The organism is Candidatus Flexifilum breve (assembly GCF_016713355.1).
Genome location: NZ_JADJPI010000023.1, coordinates 170,164 through 188,202, shown reverse-complemented (window position 1 = coordinate 188,202; position 18,039 = coordinate 170,164). Strand labels below are relative to the sequence as shown.

The window sequence follows — 18,039 nt, the reverse complement described above, 5'->3', positions numbered from 1 at the left end:
GCAGTTCCGCAACACCATCACCATCGACTTGACGCAAACCGAAGAGCAACTGCTGGCGGGCATGAGCCAGAGCACCCGCCGCAAAGTCCGCATTGCCGAACGCGAAGGCGTGACCGTGCGCGCGGGCACCGTCGACGACCTTCCCCTGCTCTACGACCTGTACCGCGTCACGGGCGAACGCGACAACTTCCTCATCCGTCCGCCGTCCTACTATGAACAGGCGTGGCGCGCGTTCATCGCGGCGGGATTGGCGCACCCGTTGATCGCTGAAGTCGACGGCAAGGCGATCGCGCAGGTGATTCTGTTCCACTTCGGGCAGAAGTGCTGGTACTTCTACGGCGCATCCTCCGACGACCAGCGCGACAAAATGCCGAATTACCTGCTGCAGTGGGAGGCCATGCGCTGGGCGAAACGGCAGGGTTACACGGTTTACGATATGTGGGGCGCGCCTAACGCCTTCACCGAAGATGATCCGCTGTGGGGCGTGTATAACTTCAAGCGCGGGTTTCGCGGCACGGTCACGCGGCATATCGGCGCGTGGGACTATGCTCCTTATCCGCTGCTCTACAACGCCTTCGAAGAACTTTATCCGCGCTTCCTAAACTGGATGCGGGGACGACGACAGAAAGGCTCAACATGACGCACACGCACACGCTTGAACACAAGATGATCAGCACCAACGGCGTAAACCTGCATGTGGTACAGGCCGGTGACCCGAATGGTGAACTCGTCATCCTGCTGCACGGCTTTCCCGAATTCTGGTACGGCTGGCGCCAGCAGATCGACTATCTCGCCGCGGCGGGTTACTGGGTGTGGGCGCCGGATCAGCGCGGCTACAACCTGAGCGAGAAGCCGCGCGGCATTGAGAAGTATAAGATCAGCACGCTGGCCGCCGATGTCGCCGGGTTGATCGACGCAGCGGGGCGCGAACAAGCCTACGTCGTCGGGCATGACTGGGGCGCAGCAGTCGCGTGGATGACCGCCATCCGCCACGCGGAGCGCGTCAAGAAGCTGGCGATTCTCAACGTGCCGCATCCGAAAATCATGCTGGAAACGGTGCGCTCGAGTCCGGCGCAGATGCTCAAAAGCTGGTATATCGGCTTTTTCCAGCTTCCCGTGCTCCCCGAATTGTTCAGCAGCGCGGGCGAGTTCTATTTCTCCGCGCAAGCCCTGCTGCAAACGAGCAAACCGGGCACGTTCAGCGACGCGGATATCACCGAATACATCCGCGCCTGGAAGCAGCCCGGCGCGCTGAGTTCGATGATCAACTGGTATCGGGCGATGGGTCGGCGGCTGGATGACGGCGCGTTCCTGAACAATGCGCGCGTCACCGTGCCAACGATTATCATCTGGGGCGCGCAGGATCGCTTCTTGCAGCGCGAAATGGCGCAGGAGAGCACGACGCTGTGCGACGATGCGCGCGTGATCTACTTTGAGGATGCGACGCACTGGGTGCAGCACGAGAAGCCCAACGAGGTCAACGCGCTGCTGAGCGAATTCTTTAGCTGAGATCCGAATTCAACACGGCGCGGCGATACGGCAGCATGATCTGGTGCACAATCCCGATCAGCTCGCCGTCATCGCGGTATTCGTGGATCTGCGGGCTGCCGAGCATGACCGGCGGGCGGTGAACTTCACCACCTTGCACGTAGAAAATGTGGACATCCGCTCCGATCGCGATCCCAGATTCGATCAGAATGTTCGGGCGCATATCGCTGAGATCCGCCACCATGACGAAGGCGTGCTTGATATTGTCGATGATGACGCGATAGATATCGTTGCGCTCGCCGATGCTCTCGCCAAACCGGCAGGGCATACTCGTCACCCGCTGGATCACCTCGCGAATCAGCGCGCGCCGATTTTCAGTCTCGCGGTTGATATCCGTCGCATAAAACACATAGTGTTCCTGCTTCGGTTCCGGCAGCGCCCGATCCCGCAGCGTATTGGCGAGCGCCTCAATGGCCGAGGTATCCGCTTTTTCGAAACCCGCTTCCATCGAAAACTCGACAATCTGCGCCCCTTCGTCGGTCGGCACGACATTGAGCGTCACGCGGGGGTCTTTGATGATCACCACGGGCAGCCCCGCGCCCATTGCCAACTCAATTTCACGCAGGATGTACTTGGACGTTCCGCCATGCTGAAGTGATTGTTCATCGGCGCGATACGGCGCAATCGCCAGAAAACCGCGACAGCTCTCCATGATCTCACGGATGCGGTCGTACTGGTCACGGCCTTTGAACTTCGGTTGGTCTTTTGCGTCACCGATCAGCCGAAAGCCCGCCTGATCGAAAAAGCGCGTCAGGTAGCGCACCACCGGCTGTTCACTGTCATTCCAGCCATAGCTCACGTAGATATCAGTTGTCGATCCAAAGTTGAGCGAGAGATCGGTGGGGTAAATCGCGCTGAGCAACTGGCGGCAGAATTCCGTGGTCAGTTCGCCATTCGGCATATCGATGAACAGCGCATCCGCCATAAAGCCATCTTCGATCACACAATCGTCCACCCGGACTGCGATAATGCGAAACTGCGGGTAGCTCACCTGATGATTGAAGGCGCGCTCGTATTCGCGCTTGACCCACGTCGATTTGAGCGACTCCTCCGAGATCAGGCGGATGATACAGCGAGAAGAAGCGATGCCCTGCTCGATTTTGCGCTGGAAGCTGTCGCCGCCATCAATCGCCACGCTGTCATACCAGATCTTCAGTCCAGCGACGCGATCCAGCCAGTAATGCAGCTTATCAGCAATCGCTTTGTTTTTGTGGGAATAACTCAAGAAGGCATGAGCTTGGCGTTTGGCGACCGGGAGCGCAGGCATAACAGACTCCTCCAACATTAAGTGGCGTTCATGAATTGTATTCGGATTCAGTCGGGACACAAAGCCTTCCCTCGTGTTACAACGGATAGGTCGTGCCCCTGAACACGCTACGTGCCTTAGAAATCCGAAAACTTGTCCACGCCGATGAAATACACGCCGACGCTTTCGTTCTCGCGTCCGAGCACGCGCACCGTCCATTCCCCTGTCGCGCTGACCGTACAGGTGAGCACAATGTTGTTGTCCCCCTGCAAAATCTGATCGCGCTGGCAGTTGGCAGTGCGGTTGCCGCCATTCGGGCTGACGAGCGCGACATTCCGGCTGACGCGGTTGGCTGTCACCGACAGGAACTGTACGTAGATCGCGTACGTTTCACCATCCCGCGCGTTGAAGGTGTAGGCGTGCACATAGCCGGGGTCGAGCACGTTGGTGTCACGCTGCAGCGCCGCTTTGACCTGTGACGGTTCGATCCGCAGCACCGCATCGTCGATCTGCCCAATCGGCACACCATCGAGCAGGGTGACGGGCTGCGGCCCACCCGTGATCACGGTGATCGCCGTGACCGGCCCCGTGATCACGCCCACCAGATTAAGCGTGATCGCCGTGCACGACGCGCTGAACACCATGAACAGCAGCAGCGTGAGCAGGCGGCGCCCCCAGTTGACGGGCTTGCGCCGCGTCTGCTTGAGCGCGGGCAGTTCTTTTCCCAATTTCGCCTGCTGGCTGGCAAAGGTCTGCCGGGACTGCTGTTCCTGCTGCTGTTCGGCGAGCGGCTTGACGCCCTCGATTTTGAGCAGCAGCCGATTCGCTTCGTTGTGATACGCATCGAGGGCGAGCGCGCGGCGCAGAAAATCGATGGCTTGCTCTTGGGTATTCGCCGCTTTCGCCGCCAGCACCCACAGGTCGGCGGTCGGCTGCAGTTTCAACAGGGGGATAAGCAGGCTTTGCGCGGTTTTCTTGTCGTTCGCGTTCAGGGCGGTTTGGATGGCTTGGACATCAGCGGACATGCGAGGAACCCCTTTAACACCAGAGGGGAAGCGATGTGTTTCAATTTGATTGTATGCGCGGTTTTCTGACCGATCCGTAAACTTTAGCTGGCCTGCGCTCCAGCATGCTCGAAAGCCGGACAGAATAGTCGCCCGGCAGTGGGAGGGGTGGGCCCCTCCCCTACAGGTTCGTACATCGGGTGAAACATTCACCCCATCACCAGTTGGTGATGGGGTGAGATCTGCGGCTGTTACTCCGCCGCTTCAATCGTGAACAGCGACCCGCGCCCCGCCCGTAGACTTCGGGGAAGTAGAACTCGTAGGCCGTCGGCGGGATGACGTTGTACACACCGGGCAGACCCGCGCGGATGGTGTACACATATTCGTATGTCCCTGCCGGCAGATAGTCGCTGGTCAGCACAACCTTCTCGTCGCGGTACTCGATGTTGCTGAAGAACCACCAGCCCCAACCATAGCTCAGCGGATCTTGGAGGTTGAGTTCCGGCTGCGTGCCGATCTGCTGGCTGGTGTTGAGGTTCGGGTCGACCGCGTCCGACCCCGCGGGGATCGGGTCTTCGATCACCACGTAGTGCACACTGTTCGGCACGATGACCGTCAACCGCACCTGCACGGTATCGCCGACGCGCGCCGACGTGACCACTTCATCGCCGATGGTATAGCGCCGGTCGACGATGATGCCGTTATCCAGCGGTTCGACTTCCGGCACGGGCAGGAACGCCCGCAGATGCGCCGTGTAGTACAGCGCGCCCGCGCCCGCCGTCCGGTCGATCACCAGCTCGTTCGCGGTGTCGGTCAGCAGCTGCGTGATGTCGATGGTCGTCTCAAAGTCTGCGCGCGGATCGGTCACCGCTTGTTCGTTGAGCACCGTGCCGTTGAGCGTCGCGTTATAGCTGTAATCCGGCGTCAGCTCACCGCTCAGCGTCATCCAGTCGGTCAGCGCCATGACCGCCCAGGCCGTTTCCTGCGTGGTCTCCCACGCGTCGACCGTACGCTGACTCACGAGGTAACGTACCACATTCGGCAGCAGTTCGTTTTGCGGGTCGGTCTGGATGAGCGCCAACAGCGCAATTGCCGTCGTGCGCGTGTCCGTGTTCCAGTTCCAGCGGTCGACATCACCATCCCAGTGCGCGCCCGTCGCGCTGAGCACCGCCGCGTTGATCAGATCGGACTCCAGCGTGTTGATGCGCGTGTCGTTCGGGCTGAAGATGTGCAGCGCGAGCATCAGGTAGGCTTTGGCGTACAGTGCTAAGCGGTCGCGGCTCTCGTAGAGCGTCGTCGTGCGCCCGATATCGGGATCACCCGTGCGCGCCAGCGCGTAGAGCACAAATGCCTGTCGATTCAGCCGCCAGGTTTCCACGTTCAGCCCCGGCGTGATGAACGACGAGCGCAGATAGCTGTGCGCGCGGTTGATCACGCTGTCGTCAATCGGGAAGCCCTGCTGCTGCGCTTCGTACAGGCCGATCACGGCGTAAGCAGTGGTCAGCGCGTTGGCCTCGCTGTTGACGAACCAGCCCCAACCGCCGTTGACCTTCTGCGTCGCCAGCAGTTGCTGAATGCCGTAGTTGACGTTGTATTCCAACCCGGCGCGCAGCGCGTCATCCTGCAAATCGAACGCGGTCAGCGCGCGGTAGGTCATGATGTTGGGCAGGAAGCGGCTGACCGTCTGTTCCACGCATTGATACGGGAAGTTCTCCAGATATTCCAGCCCGTCGAGCGTGGTCGCCGCCAGCGACGGTTCGAGCGACACGTCGAGGTACGCTTCGCGCGTGTCAAACCCGCTCGGCAGCAGAATCTGCTCGGTGATCGATTCTTCGCCCATGAGCGATCCGGCGGTGCCGACCGTCTCCTGCACTTCGTAGCGGTACACCGGGATCACGCCGTCCTGTGCCAGCGGCGGAATGCTCGCGTCGCCGTAACGCCCGCCCGCATCCTGCACCGCGAACATCAGGTCGACCGCCGGGACATCGGGGATCGTCACGGTCCATTCGACGCGGGCGCGTTGGCCTGCCGGGAGGTTGAGCGTCTGCGTCGCCTGATCCGGCGTCACCGCCTGCGAACTCAGCGCCACCTGCACGGTCAGATCGTCGCCTGTGTTATTGTTGACGATGGCCGCCAGCGTGGCTTCATCGCCCACGACGAAGAAGCGCGGCGTCACGGGACGGATCAGCAGCGGCTTGGTGCTGAGCAGATCGAACGTGTCCTGCCCGACGAGCATATTGCCGTCCGCGCCCTGCGTGACCGCGCGCGCGTCGAGCCGCCACGTCGTCAGGTTGTCCGGCAGCGTGACGCTGAAGGTCGCCGTGCCGTTGGCATCCGTGACGACGTGCGCGTTCCAGTAGGCCGTATCGACGAATTCCTCGCGGATGTCGAAGATGCCGCCCTCACCGAAACCGCCGCCGCCGCCCTTGATCGTATCGAGCACAGTTTGCGTCATCTGATCGACGTTGATCGTCAGCGGCGTCGCCGTGCGCACGCTCAAGCCCTGCTGCCCGTAGAAGTGGCCGAGGATCGGCGGGCTGTTCGGGTCGGCCAGCGTGAGCGCCGCCAGATCAGTCAGGCCGACGCCGACTTCTGCGCGCACCGGGTTGCCCGCGTAGTCGCTCGTGCGCACCGTGTACGTGACCGTATCGCCGGGGCCAGCCTGCGCCACATCCGGCACAATGTCGATGGTGATCTGCTTGCGTTCGTTATCGACGGCCAGTTGGATCAAGCCCATGCGGAAGGCCGCCACCGGGTTGGTCTCATCCACGCCCTTGACCAATACCGCGCTCACGTAGATGTTCGGCGCGTACTCGTCAGTGATGGGCAGGCGGTAGACATACGAGTTGCTCTCCATGGTCACGCGTTCGACGTTCAGCACGCCGCCGCGTTCCACGGTGATGAGCGCCTCGGTCGTGCCCTGGAACGGCGAGGTGATCAGGATTTCCGCCGTATCGCCCACCTCGTAGGCTTCGCTGTCGGCGATCAGGTCGATGCGGTTGCTGTTCTGCTGCCGCCACGAGACATACTCGCGGCTGCTCACCCACACCGTGCTGGCAGAAATGACATCGTTGCCGTTCGCGTCGATGGTCGAGGCTTTCAGCTTGAAGATGCCACCGTTCGGCGGGGTGAACGTAAACATCGCTTCACCCTGCGCGTTGGTGACGACTTCACCGTCGGTCACCGGGATTTCTTCGACTTCATACGTCCACGTCGTGCGCCCGAATTCGTCCTGCTCCTGCACGCTCGACCAGCGCCGTTCGACCACTTCCACGCTGACCGTCTGGTTGGCGACAGGCAGCCCGTCCCAATCGACCGCGATCAGGTTGAAGGCCGTCTCGTCGCCCGCCGTCGAAACGTAGTTTTCCGGCTGCACGCCGATGTAGACCAGCCCCTTGTGCACGACGATATCCGTGCGCCCCGATACGGCTTGCCCGCTCTCGTCCGTCACCGTCGCCTCGAGCGTGAAGGTCATGCTCTGCGTGGCGTCGTCCAGCGAAGCCGGGACTTCGATCACGAGCTGACCGTTAGCGTCGGTTTCGCCTTCGCCGCTCGTCACCACGCCGCCGCCGCCGCCATAAAACTCGCTGGCGCCCGCGTCGGCGTCATAGTCGATATAGCTGTAATTGCCGTTGGTATCTGGCGCGAAGTAGTACGGCTGAGCGATGACGCTGTATTCGACATACGCGTTGCTGACCGCCCCGCCGAAGAAGTAGCGGCTGTCCACGGTCACGCTGACCGTATCGCCCTGCACGACTTCGCTTTGATCCGGCGTCACGTTGACCTGATATTCCGGCAGGCGATACTCCGCCACGCCGAAGGTCAGGCGGCTGCCCGTGTCGAACCACTGCTCAACGTTCGGCAGATTGACGATCAGCTCGTAGTAGCCGAGCGCCGCGTCGTCCGCGAGGTCGAACTGCCCGTCAAACGTGCCATACTCCGACAATTCGACGAAATCTTCGTAGATGACTTGCCCCTCCGGGTCGTTGATCTGAATCCAGACCTGGCCGAGATCGCTGATCGGATAGCTCACATCGTCGCGCCCGCGCACAATCCCGCGGAAGTACACCGGTTGATTCGGACGGTACAGCGGACGATCCGTGTACAGGTAAGCCCGGTACGGCAGCGCATAGTAGTTGGTCGCCATGCCGAACGACCAGCCTTCAATGCCATCTGACCACGTGCCGAACGCGACGCCGAAGTTTTGGCCGTCGTCCAGCAGCACGCGCACATATTCGTCATACAGATTCGGCATGGGCGGAATCGGGATCGTGGCGATGCCATCGGCGTCGGTCGTACCGCGCGCCAGTTCGCCGCGTTCTGAGCTGTACACGGTCAGCGGCGCATTGGCGATCGGTTCGCCCGTGTTGACGTTCGTCACCCACGCTGTGACCTCGTCAAAACTGGATTTCAGCGTGATGTTGGCCGTCCCAACGATCAACAGATGGTCAATCGGGTAATAGTCGCGGCTCACAAATTCCGGCGCACTGCCGCGCAAATAGTAGATGCCCGGCGCGAGCGGTTCGCCGTTCTCCGTTGGGATGACGACGGGTGTCTCTTCAGGCTGCGCTTCGGTCGGCGCGATGAAGTACTCATCCGTCGTGCCTTCCGCCACCCAGGCCGCGCGTTCGTCGCGGAGCTGAACCTGCCACCACACCAACCCGTTCGCGCACACCGGCCCGCCAATGATCGGCATGCGGTAATCGGTATACAGCAGCGTGAGCACTTCGCCGCTCGGCGCGCTTTCGCGGGCGCGCAGCGCATCGGTCGCCGTGACGACGGCCATCATCCCGACCTGCAAACGCGTATCCGGCGCGCCGGGGCAGTCGATGTTGTTGACGCTGCCGAGGTCGAGCAGTTCGTAGCGGCGCGCGTTTTCCGGCGCAACGTTCGGAATCGACCACGAGCGCAGCAGCTCGCGATTGTCCAGACCTGTGGTCTGCGTGTCATAGCCGAGTCTCATAAAACTATCGGTCGGCACGCGGTACAGCGAGAGATCAACCTGCCCGACGTTCATGTGCGTCAAAAAGACCTGCGTCTGCGGGTTGTAGGCGTTATAGAAGCCGATATTCCCCGGCGCTTGCAGGATGATTTCGGGATCGTAGGGCGCGGTCGTATAGGTGATCACACGGCCCTCGGTGATCTCGTTGCCGTAGAGGTCGCGCATCCCCGGTTCAATCGTGATCGTGTATTCGGTGCTCGGCTCGGTCGGAAACGAGAGCGTGTAGCTGTTATCCCAATCGCCGTAGTAGGCATCGTATTCGCGCCACGGCTCCGGCTCAATGGTGATCCGGTCGGCGATGGTGTCCACATCCATGGGCGACTCGAAGTAGATGGTGAAGCCGCCCCACGGGTACACGCCGTTGTCGCCGTTGTCCGGCTGCGTCTGGCGGATGCCGGGCAGCGGCACGGTTCCGAACCTCCACGTCATGCCGTCCGCCATCGGCGCGCCGCCGTTGATCGAGACGACCGTCGCTTCGAGGAAGCCTGCTTCGTACAGCGTTCCCAGTTCGAGATCGGCATCCGGTGTGAAGCGGAAACCCGCGCTGTCATCCGCCCACGAGAACGCACCGCCCACTTCGTCGCCCGAGCGCGGATCGCGCAGCAGGAACGCGGCTTCCGCGCTGTCGCGATCAACCGGCTGGTTGAAGCGGACTTGCAGCGAGCCGTTGAGCAGCACATCTGTCTGGCCATCGCGTGGGAAAACCTCCGAGACCGCCGGCTCAACGGTGGTGAATTCCCACACATACGGCGCTTCGAGCGTCGAGCCATCGACGGCGGTCACAGCGTCCACCGTGACGATATACTTCGTCCCGCCCGCGAACGCCGTCGCCGGGGTGAAGGTATAGATCGAGGTATTCAGCCATTCACCCGTGCCTTCAACCGCGGGATCGAATGTCAGCGGGTCAGGCAGGTTCGCCGCCTCTTCGGCGATCACCAACGGCACAACCGGACGGTTAAAGATCACCGTGACCGTCGCTTCCGTATCAATGCCGGTACTTTCCGGCGCGGGCAGCACCTGCGCCACCACCAGCGCGGACGAATTAGGCTCCTCTGTGGGAGCCGCGTCTTGCGCGTTGATCAGGCTGCCGCCCATCAACAGCAAGAGAGGGAGCACGAGCAGAAGAAGTTTGCGCATGAAGCGTCCTTCCGGGGTCATAAACATTCTTACGTTAATTATAGCGCGGAACACCCGGTCTGCTGATCCCTTAACCCACGCTTACCCTACCGCCCACCTACCGCGAATGTACGATTACTTATATATTCGCGCACTAATGATCAATTACGTGCCTGCCTATGCCCTCTATCACTCGTGGTCAGCGGTCAAGCTCGCTATGGTAGGCTCAGGTTCTGCGCACCTTTAGGATACCTATCGTGACTGTACCTCTGTCTGCTTCATCGGTTGTCCCGCATCGGTCGGATCGTCTCACCCTCCTCAGCGTCGCGTGGATCACGACGCTCGCCCTCTCCAACCTGCCCAACATCTTGATTCAGGAACTTGGCCTTGCGCTGCCCGTCCCGCTGCTGACGCTCAAACTCGGGCTGCTCGCCGCCTGCTTCGCGCTGACCTTAGTCTGGTCGGCGGCGCGCCCGCTGCGCGTGTACTTCGCCCTCTTCGCCGTCCTGCTGCTGGTCGAACCGTTGGCCGCCTGGGTCGGCGCGACTGACCTATGGCGCGTTTGGTTTCGCGGATCGGCCTTCAGCACGCAGATGCTGAGCACACAGCTTTTGCGCTTTGGCTCGGCGCTGCTCATGCTGGTTGCACTTGGTGTGATCTACCGCCGCCGGAGTGAGTTTTTCCTCGGCCTGGGGGACATGCGCGCGACCGTCGCGCCGATTCCGCGCTTCATCGACAAACCCATGAGCTGGGGACGCTTAGGCTGGATTTCCGCGCTGTGCATCACGCTCGGCACGCTGGCCTTTTTGCTGGCCTTCGGTCAAGCGCCGCTCGACCGCTTGGCGGGGGTGCTGCCGCTGCTGCCCTTCGTGCTGCTGTTCGCCGCCTTGAATTCGTTTAGCGAGGAGACGCTCTACCGCGCCGCGCTGCTCGCCCCGCTGCGAAACGCAGTTGGCGGATCACAGGCGCTGCTGCTCACCGCCGCGCTCTTCGGGCTGTGGCACTTCTACGGCGTGCCGTATGGCCTGCTCGGCGTGATCATGTCCGGGGTGCTCGGCTGGTATCTTGGCAAGTCGATGCTGGAAACGCGAGGGCTTTTCTGGGCGTGGTTCATCCACTTCTGGCAGGATGTCGCCATCTTCGCCTTCATCGCCATGGGTTCGATCACCCCCGGCGGGTGAAAACATTTAACCTCACCCCAACCCCTCTCCTAAAGGCGAGGGGCGAAAAATGACTTACCTTTGCCCCTCGCCCTCGGGAGAGGGGCGGTTGAGCGCAGCGAAACGGGGTGAGGTTCGCTCTACAACCACGGGACGTACGTATACGGCAGATTGAGAATCGTCTTGAACGCTTGCCAGTGCAGCGCGACGACTTCGCGGGCGACGGCGGGGACATAGGCGGCCAACGGCGGTGACACCCCCGGCGACAGCGTGTGGTTGACGCCTACCTGCGAGAAGATGATGCCCGCGCGGAACATGTGATACGGATCGCTGACGACGACCGCCGTCTGCCAACCGTTCGCGTCCATGAGTTCCTTCGTGTAGACGGCGTTTTCCTCAGTGCTGCGGCTCTGTTCTTCAAGCACGACCGCCTCAGCGGGCACGCCGCGTTCGACCAGCACCGCGCGGCACGCATCCGCCTCGCTGCGTTGAATTGCGCGCAGCGGGAAGCCGCCGGAACAGATGATGCGCGGCGCGTACCCCTGCTCATACAGCAGCGCCGCGTGCGTCGCCCGCCGGATGAGCGCCGGCCCCGGCTGACCATCCCGGCGCAGCCCCGCGCCCAGCACGACGATCACATCCGCCGCCGCCGCGCGTTCCGTTTCGCCGTACGCCACGACGATCACGCTCAGGATGAGGGCGAGGATCAGCCACCCGCCGATCACGATCACCACCCGTCGCAGCCATTTACGAATGCGCATCGTCGACCTACTGAATCAGCCCGATGTTGGGGATATCTTCGTCAAAGGGGCTGATGTTGATGCGTCCGAACATCCAGCCATCAATGGACGCCAGCCGCAGCCGAATCACCGGGAGCTGGCTTTGCCCGAAGCGCACGGTGGTATTCGGGTAAATCCACACCGGGTCTTTGAGATGCAGATGCTGGAGCAGCGGCGGCGCGGGCGGCAGATCATCTTCCTCATCATCGGCCAAATCTGCGCGGTCGGTCAACTCGGTCGCCGCCTGCACGCCATCCGACTGCGGCGTGACCGCTTCCGGCTCATCTTCGGCTTCGTCGTCATCTTCGGTGTACATATCCGGATAATCATCTTCGGTGTAGTCCTCTACACCGAGCGCGTCCGCCACCAGATCGACAATGTCCGGCGGAATATCCATCGGCGCGCGCCCCACATTGCGCAGAATCTCACCCAGCGAGTACAGATAGTAGCGTTCGCTGACCAGTGTCCCGGTGATGATCGAGCCGCCGACGAGCAGCGTCACCCCGAGGTCCGATTCCAGCTTGTTCGCCAGCAGCGACACGAGATTCATCAGCAGAAAATCCGGCTCTTGCCAGAACCCGCCGAAGTTGGGGACATTCGCCATACACTCAACTGCCTTTACTTACACCATTCAAAGTCCCGCATTATACACGAAACACAAGGGACGGTCGCTGGACCGTCCCCTATTGCTACTGATGAGATTTTGTAGGGACGAGGCATGCCTCGTCCTTAATTGTTTTGTCTGTCTCCCCTCCCTGAATTCGAGGAGGGGAAGGGGTCAGGTTTTTAGCACTCGCTGTAACCGCAGGTCAGGCACTTGCGGCAGCCTTCCGCGCGCACCAGCGAGATCGTGCCGCACGACGGGCACATGTCCGCCCCGCTGATCGCGCCGTTCGGGTTGTGCTTCGCGGTGGGCTGTTCCGGTTCGGGCGCGCTGACCGGAGCGGGCGTCACGGGCAGGTCGAACATATCGCCGAACAGGCCGAGCTGCTGCGCTTTGTCTTCGGGGAAGAAGTTATCGAGCAGCGCCCCGGCGACCGCATCCGGCAGCGAGAGCACCCGGTTCGGCCCCATGCCAATCGAGCGTGCTCCGCCAATCCCTTGCAGTTGATCGACGACCAGCTTCAGCATCTGGCGGCGATTCTGCGGCGCGGTGGTGCGCAGTTGCAGCGAAATCATGCGTCCCAGACCTTCGGCGTCGGCTTGCAGGTCGCTGCCCGCCTTGCCCGGCGCCGTGATGAACACTTCGAACGGGAAGCCCTGTTCGTCGCTGTTCATGGTGATATAAGCCGTGCCGTAGGGCGTCTTGCAGGTGACGGTCACGCCTTGCAGCTTGCTCGGGCGCGGGTAGACGTAGTGCGGCGTCGCCACCTGCGCAATCGGTTCGTCTTCGACTTCGGCTGCCGCCCTGCTTGTCGTCGTTCTTGAGCATCAACACCTGTTCGTCGCGGCTGCCGTCACGGTAGACCGTGCCACCCTTGCAGCCGAGATCGTACATGTACTGGTAGAGATCGCGCGTCTGTTCGACGGTGTAGCTGTTGGGCAGGTTCGCCGTCTTGCTGATCGAGCTGTCCACCCAGCGTTGAATCGCCGCCTGCACCTTGACGTGTTCTTCCGGCGAGAGTTCCATCGCCGTGACGAAGTAATCCGGCAGTTCTTTCGCGCCGGGGTGGGCATCGTGCCACTCCTTGACCAGCGGCACCTGTTCTTCGTGCAGACCGAGGCGGCTCTTGCGGTAGTACACCCACGAGAAGAACGGCTCAATGCCCGTCGAGGTGTTGACCATCGTGCCCGTCGTCCCGGTCGGCGCTTGCGTCAGCAGGGTCACATTGCGGATACCGTGTTTGCGCACCTTGCGGCGCACATCTTCCGGCATCGACTTCATGAAGCCGCTTTGCAGGAACTTTTCCGCCTCAAATTGGGGGAACGCGCCCTTTTCCGCCGCCAGTTCCGCCGACGTCTCGTACGAGGCACGTGCGATGAACGCGTACAGCTTGTCGATGAAGCGCACCGAGGCGTCGCTGCCGTAGCGGATGCCGAGGCGGATCATCAGTTCGGCGAGACCCATGTTGTTCAAGCCGACGCGGCGTTCGCCCAACTGCTGCTTCTCGTTTTCCTCGAAGAAGTACGGCGTGCCATCGATCACGTTGTCGAGGAAGCGCGTCGCATAGCGCACCGCTTTGTCGAGCGACTCCCAGTCGACATCGTCGCGGGCTTCGTCGTAGAACTTCGCCAGATTGATCGCGCCGAGGTTGCACACGCCGAACGCGGGAAGTCCTTGCTCGCCGCAGTTGTGTACGACAAAGCCATTACCAACGAACGAGTGGGTCACAGGTTCGGTGAGATCGAACACTTCTTCGATACCATCGGGGGTCACCGATTCCACCTGCGCGACGAACGATTCGCTGTACGTGCCGCGCTTGCCGCGCCCAACATAATCGACCAACGCATCCTGCTTGTAGGGCATCAAGAAGCCGATTTCGTCAGCAAACACATTCAGGTTGCGCTTAGAAATAGCGAGTTCATGCTGCGCTTCGCACCAATACTGCTTCAGTTCGCGATTCGCATCCGGCAGCATGCGATAGCCCGCTTCGCGGCGGTTGCGATAAATCCGGCTGGCAATGCCGAAGTTCATCAGGATCTGCTGCACGCCTTCCAGTAGTTCCAGCTCATTCGCAGCGAGGCGTACCGAACCGCCTTTTTCGCCGCCATCCTGGAAGCTGCCATCAGCAGTGAACAACGCCTGCAGGAAGCCGCGCTGCATCTCTTCGCTGCCCTGGAAGACGGCTTCGGGGACGCGGTGTTTCTTCTCCGCCACGCCGAATTCCTGCGCAATAGCATACAAACGCTGCGACGTGACCCGCGCTTCGTCGCGTTCCTGTACCTGCGACACACCGACCGGATAGGTGCGAGCGCGCGTGGTCAGCGGCGCGACCATGTCGTTTACATACGTGGCGAACAGCGGCGCGAGCTCCTGCTTTTCTTCGCCGAAGAACGAAAGCACCACTTCATCGCTCTTGACCGTGCCGTCACCAACGACCCAACCGAGCACACGCCCAACTTCCAGCGAACCTTGTACCCCAAAACCGCCCTTGCGATTAAGGATGTGGATGCGCATACCGGGTTGCAGTTCGTTCGCTTGCTTCCAGCCTTCAGAAGTCATGAAACGATGATCCGCCGTCGCGCGCACATAATAGCCTTCACGGGTCTGCACGCGGAAAACGGGCTTGGTTCCGGTCATGAACACGCGGGTCGACGGCGTGGTCGTCTGTTCCAGTCCAAAGCGACCATCGATGGTCGCTTCGATTTCGGTTTCGTCGTCAAACAAGTCGCGCGCGCGAATCAGCCCCTTGTTGGTGTAGATACGGGTATCGCCCGTCACACAGTGGTTCGTGCTGATGATCGGCGAAAAATACCACGAGTTCGACATCTTGTTGTAGCGTTCGCGGAAGAACACGCCCGGTTCGGCGCTCGACCACGCGCTCTCGATGATCGCATCCCAGATTTCACGCGCCTTGACGGTCTTGTACGGCACGACCGGACGCCCATCGGCGATCCACTGGTCCATGTTGCCATCCCACGCTTCGTCGTAGTCCGGCAAGCTGGTATCCGGGAACATCAGTTCCCAGTCGCCATCCACCTTGACCGCATCCATGAACTTGTCGGAGAGGCCAACGCTGATATTGGCGTTGGTGATCTTCCCGGCGGTGCGCTTGCTGGCGATGAATTCCAGCACGTCCGGATGCCAGTCGTTGAGGATGAGCATTAACGCGCCGCGGCGGCTGCCGCCCTGCTCGATCAGGCCGGTCACGAAGCTGTAGAGCGCGCCCCACGACACTGCGCCGCTCGACCGTCCGTTGACGCCCTTCACATACGCCTGACGCGGGCGCAGGCTGGAAATGTTGATGCCCACGCCGCCACCACGCGACATGATCTCGGTCATCTGGCGCAGCGTTTCGATGATGCCGCCCCGCGAATCCCGCGGGGAGGGGATGACGTAGCAGTTGTAGTAAGTGAGCGCCTGCGTGGTGCCCGCCGCCGTCAGAATGCGGCCAGCGGGGACGAATTTGAAATCGTCCAACAGCCAACGAAACCGTTCGGTCCATGCCGTTTGCAGTTCAGGAGTACTTTCCGTCGCCGCGATGCCCGCCGCCACGCGATCCATCATCTGCGCGGGGTCGGTTTCCAGCGGCTTGTCAACATTTTCAACGTCACGCGTGACGACCTCGCCATCCAACAATTCGATCGTGACGGTCGGCAGCTCCAGCGCCTTCACCGTACCGATTTCGCGCTGCCCGGTCTGCGCGTTGACCACCACAATGACCGTATCGCCGACGGCCAGCGTTGCCCGGGTGACGTCTTTCTGCGCATAACGATCCAGAAAGATTTTGTAGCCAAGTTCATGGAGCGCATTACGTTTCGTAGGTGTTTGCACCATACTAGTCTCATCCTTCAAACTGTAATGTTATACGTAATACAGACACACACAGGGATGACGAAGCGAACGGGTAGGGCAAAACCTATCCGCCAACTCGGATCACGCTACTGGTTGTCTGTGCTCAAAAGGGTTGATCCTCAACCGCCTAATGGTGGCTAGTGTGCGATGCCGTTTGAGGTCTGAATCATGATCGATATGTGATCGATGTAACGGTAATTTAGCACGAATGACCGATTCTTGTCCACTTCAAAATGGGGTGAGTTTGGTTAGAGTCAGGTTTGAACTTGTAACGCGCTTCCAACGTTTCCCGTGCGCTATTCAACCATTTCCCACTAACCAACATTCCCCTCAAAAGGAGGCAAAACACTCCTTTTGAGGGCGAATCGGTCACCGGCTACACGGTGAAGTCTAACGTTTGGGTTTGCGGAGGAACGCCGGAATTTCGATGTTCTCATCGTCGTAAACGCGGGCGCTCGGTTCCTGGCGCGGTGGCTGAACCGGCGGGGGCGCGGGGGGCGTCGGCGGTTGTTCCTGCGGTGGAGGCTGCATGGGCTGCTGCTGCTGGGGCGCCGGCGGCGCGCTGTACTGCTGATACTGCGGCGCGGGGCGCTGCGTCTGCGGCTGCGATGACATACCGGGACGGCTGCTCGAAGTCGAAGTTGACCCGCTGCCCGCGGTGCTGCGGAACGGGCCGGTGGGCTGCGCGTCGATCTTACGCTGGACGCGGCTGTGTTCGAAGCCCGTCGCGATGACGGTGCAGCGCACTTCGTCGCCCATGCTTTCGTCGATCTGCGCGCCGAAGATCAGGTTGACTTCGGGGTGCGCGCTTTCCTTGATGATTGCCGCGGCTTCGTTGACTTCAAACAGGCTGAGGTCGGGGCCACCCGTGATGTTGAACAGAATACCGCGCGCGCCGTCGATGGTGACATCGAGCAAGGCGCTGCTGATCGCGGCTTCCGCGGCGCGACGCGCGCGTTCGTCGCCTTCGGCGCGGCCAACCGCCATGAGCGCCGCCCCACCTTCGGACATAATCGTGCGCACGTCGGCGAAGTCGAGGTTGATGAGCGCGGGGACGGTGATCAGTTCGGAAATGCCCTGAATACCTTGCCGGAGCACGTCATCGGCCAGAGAGAACGCCTGCTGTAAGCTGGCGCGCTTGTCAGCGATCTGCAATAGGCGGTCGTTCGGGATGACGATGAGCGTATCGACCTGTCCCTTGAGCGCCTCAATGCCCGCTTCCGCGGATTGCTGACGTTTCGCGCCTTCAAACGTGAACGGGCGGGTGACGACACCAATCGTCAGCGCGCCGAGTTCCTTGGCGATCTGCGCCACGACGGGCGAAGCGCCCGTGCCTGTGCCGCCGCCCATACCGCTGGCGATGAAGACCATGTCTGCGCCGCGCAGCACTTCATACAGCTCATCCGACGTCTCTTCGGCGGCCTTGCGCCCGATTTCCGGGTTGCCACCCGCGCCCAGACCACGAGTCAGCTTATCACCGATGCGGACGCGCGTTTTCGCTTTGGACAGCAAGAGTGCTTGATTGTCGGTATTGACCGCGATGAATTCAACGCCGCCCAAACCTTCTGCGATCATCCGGTTGATGGCGTTACCGCCGCCACCGCCCACGCCGATGACCTTAATCTGTGCGAAATTTTCGCCCGGTGTAAGCATATCCATAAAACAAAAACCTTTCCTGCTTCTTGCACTCGCACATCTGGCGGATGAATTACCTTGATTGTATGCCGC

Annotated in this window: 10 protein-coding genes and 1 pseudogene; 3 read left to right on the top strand and 8 right to left on the bottom strand. The window is 61.2% G+C overall.

What is annotated here, in order from left to right; genetic code table 11:
* Window positions 1-640 (top strand): lipid II:glycine glycyltransferase FemX (locus IPK17_RS20555; protein ID WP_343419573.1); only part of this gene is annotated, 640 nt, incomplete at its 5' end.
* Complete coding sequence (locus IPK17_RS20550; protein WP_343419572.1) at window positions 637-1,509, top strand: alpha/beta fold hydrolase; 873 nt, start codon at window positions 637-639, stop codon at window positions 1,507-1,509. The genes IPK17_RS20555 and IPK17_RS20550, both read left to right, overlap by 4 nt.
* Here the strand turns inward: IPK17_RS20550 and IPK17_RS20545 are convergent.
* The 3 genes from IPK17_RS20545 to IPK17_RS20535 form a co-directional block, all read right to left on the bottom strand.
* Window positions 1,502-2,815, bottom strand: coding sequence for a toll/interleukin-1 receptor domain-containing protein (locus tag IPK17_RS20545; protein WP_343419571.1), 1,314 nt, complete (start codon window positions 2,813-2,815; stop codon window positions 1,502-1,504). The genes IPK17_RS20550 and IPK17_RS20545 overlap by 8 nt on opposite strands.
* Window positions 2,816-2,931: 116 nt before the next feature.
* Entirely contained in the window at window positions 2,932-3,819 is an 888-nt protein-coding gene (locus IPK17_RS20540; protein ID WP_343419570.1) for a hypothetical protein, read from the bottom strand.
* A 196-nt stretch (window positions 3,820-4,015) separates the two neighbouring features.
* On the bottom strand, window positions 4,016-9,937 hold the full coding sequence (locus tag IPK17_RS20535) for an Ig-like domain-containing protein (protein WP_343419569.1): 5,922 nt from the start codon (window positions 9,935-9,937) through the stop codon (window positions 4,016-4,018).
* Between the two features lie 236 nt (window positions 9,938-10,173).
* Here IPK17_RS20535 and IPK17_RS20530 point away from each other — a divergent pair, with 236 nt between their 5' ends.
* A complete protein-coding gene (locus IPK17_RS20530; RefSeq protein ID WP_343419568.1) occupies window positions 10,174-11,097 on the top strand; it encodes a CPBP family intramembrane glutamic endopeptidase in 924 nt (307 codons plus the stop codon).
* 119 nt (window positions 11,098-11,216) lie between these two features.
* Here IPK17_RS20530 and IPK17_RS20525 read toward each other — a convergent pair whose 3' ends face one another.
* The 5 genes and pseudogenes from IPK17_RS20525 to ftsZ all read right to left on the bottom strand — a co-directional run bounded on the left by IPK17_RS20525 (window position 11,217) and on the right by ftsZ (window position 17,964).
* A complete protein-coding gene (locus tag IPK17_RS20525) occupies window positions 11,217-11,837 on the bottom strand; it encodes a YdcF family protein (protein ID WP_343419567.1) in 621 nt (206 codons plus the stop codon).
* Between the two features lie 7 nt (window positions 11,838-11,844).
* The gene (locus IPK17_RS20520; RefSeq protein WP_343419566.1) at window positions 11,845-12,459 is read right to left on the bottom strand and encodes a GvpU-like protein; all 615 of its coding nucleotides are present in this window, start codon (window positions 12,457-12,459) and stop codon (window positions 11,845-11,847) included.
* Between the two features lie 182 nt (window positions 12,460-12,641).
* On the bottom strand, window positions 12,642-13,178 hold the full coding sequence (locus IPK17_RS41095; protein ID WP_502748959.1) for a TSCPD domain-containing protein: 537 nt from the start codon (window positions 13,176-13,178) through the stop codon (window positions 12,642-12,644).
* Window positions 13,179-13,377: 199 nt separating this feature from the next.
* A pseudogene (locus tag IPK17_RS20510) lies at window positions 13,378-16,293 on the bottom strand (ribonucleotide reductase barrel domain-containing protein); the annotation flags it as partial.
* Window positions 16,294-16,701: 408 nt separating this feature from the next.
* Window positions 16,702-17,964, bottom strand: coding sequence for a cell division protein FtsZ (ftsZ, locus tag IPK17_RS20505; protein WP_502748960.1), 1,263 nt, complete (start codon window positions 17,962-17,964; stop codon window positions 16,702-16,704).
* Window positions 17,965-18,039 lie beyond the last annotated feature (75 nt).

What these genes read in the sequence shown, in the direction of transcription:
- IPK17_RS20550 (WP_343419572.1), top strand. Translation starts at nt 637, where the DNA reads ATGACGCACACGCACACGCTTGAACACAAGATGATCAGCACCAACGGC.
- IPK17_RS20545 (WP_343419571.1), bottom strand. Translation starts at nt 2,815, where the DNA reads ATGCCTGCGCTCCCGGTCGCCAAACGCCAAGCTCATGCCTTCTTGAGT.
- IPK17_RS20540 (WP_343419570.1), bottom strand. Translation starts at nt 3,819, where the DNA reads ATGTCCGCTGATGTCCAAGCCATCCAAACCGCCCTGAACGCGAACGAC.
- IPK17_RS20535 (WP_343419569.1), bottom strand. Translation starts at nt 9,937, where the DNA reads ATGCGCAAACTTCTTCTGCTCGTGCTCCCTCTCTTGCTGTTGATGGGC.
- IPK17_RS20525 (WP_343419567.1), bottom strand. Translation starts at nt 11,837, where the DNA reads ATGCGCATTCGTAAATGGCTGCGACGGGTGGTGATCGTGATCGGCGGG.
- IPK17_RS20520 (WP_343419566.1), bottom strand. Translation starts at nt 12,459, where the DNA reads ATGGCGAATGTCCCCAACTTCGGCGGGTTCTGGCAAGAGCCGGATTTT.
- ftsZ (WP_502748960.1), bottom strand. Translation starts at nt 17,964, where the DNA reads ATGCTTACACCGGGCGAAAATTTCGCACAGATTAAGGTCATCGGCGTG.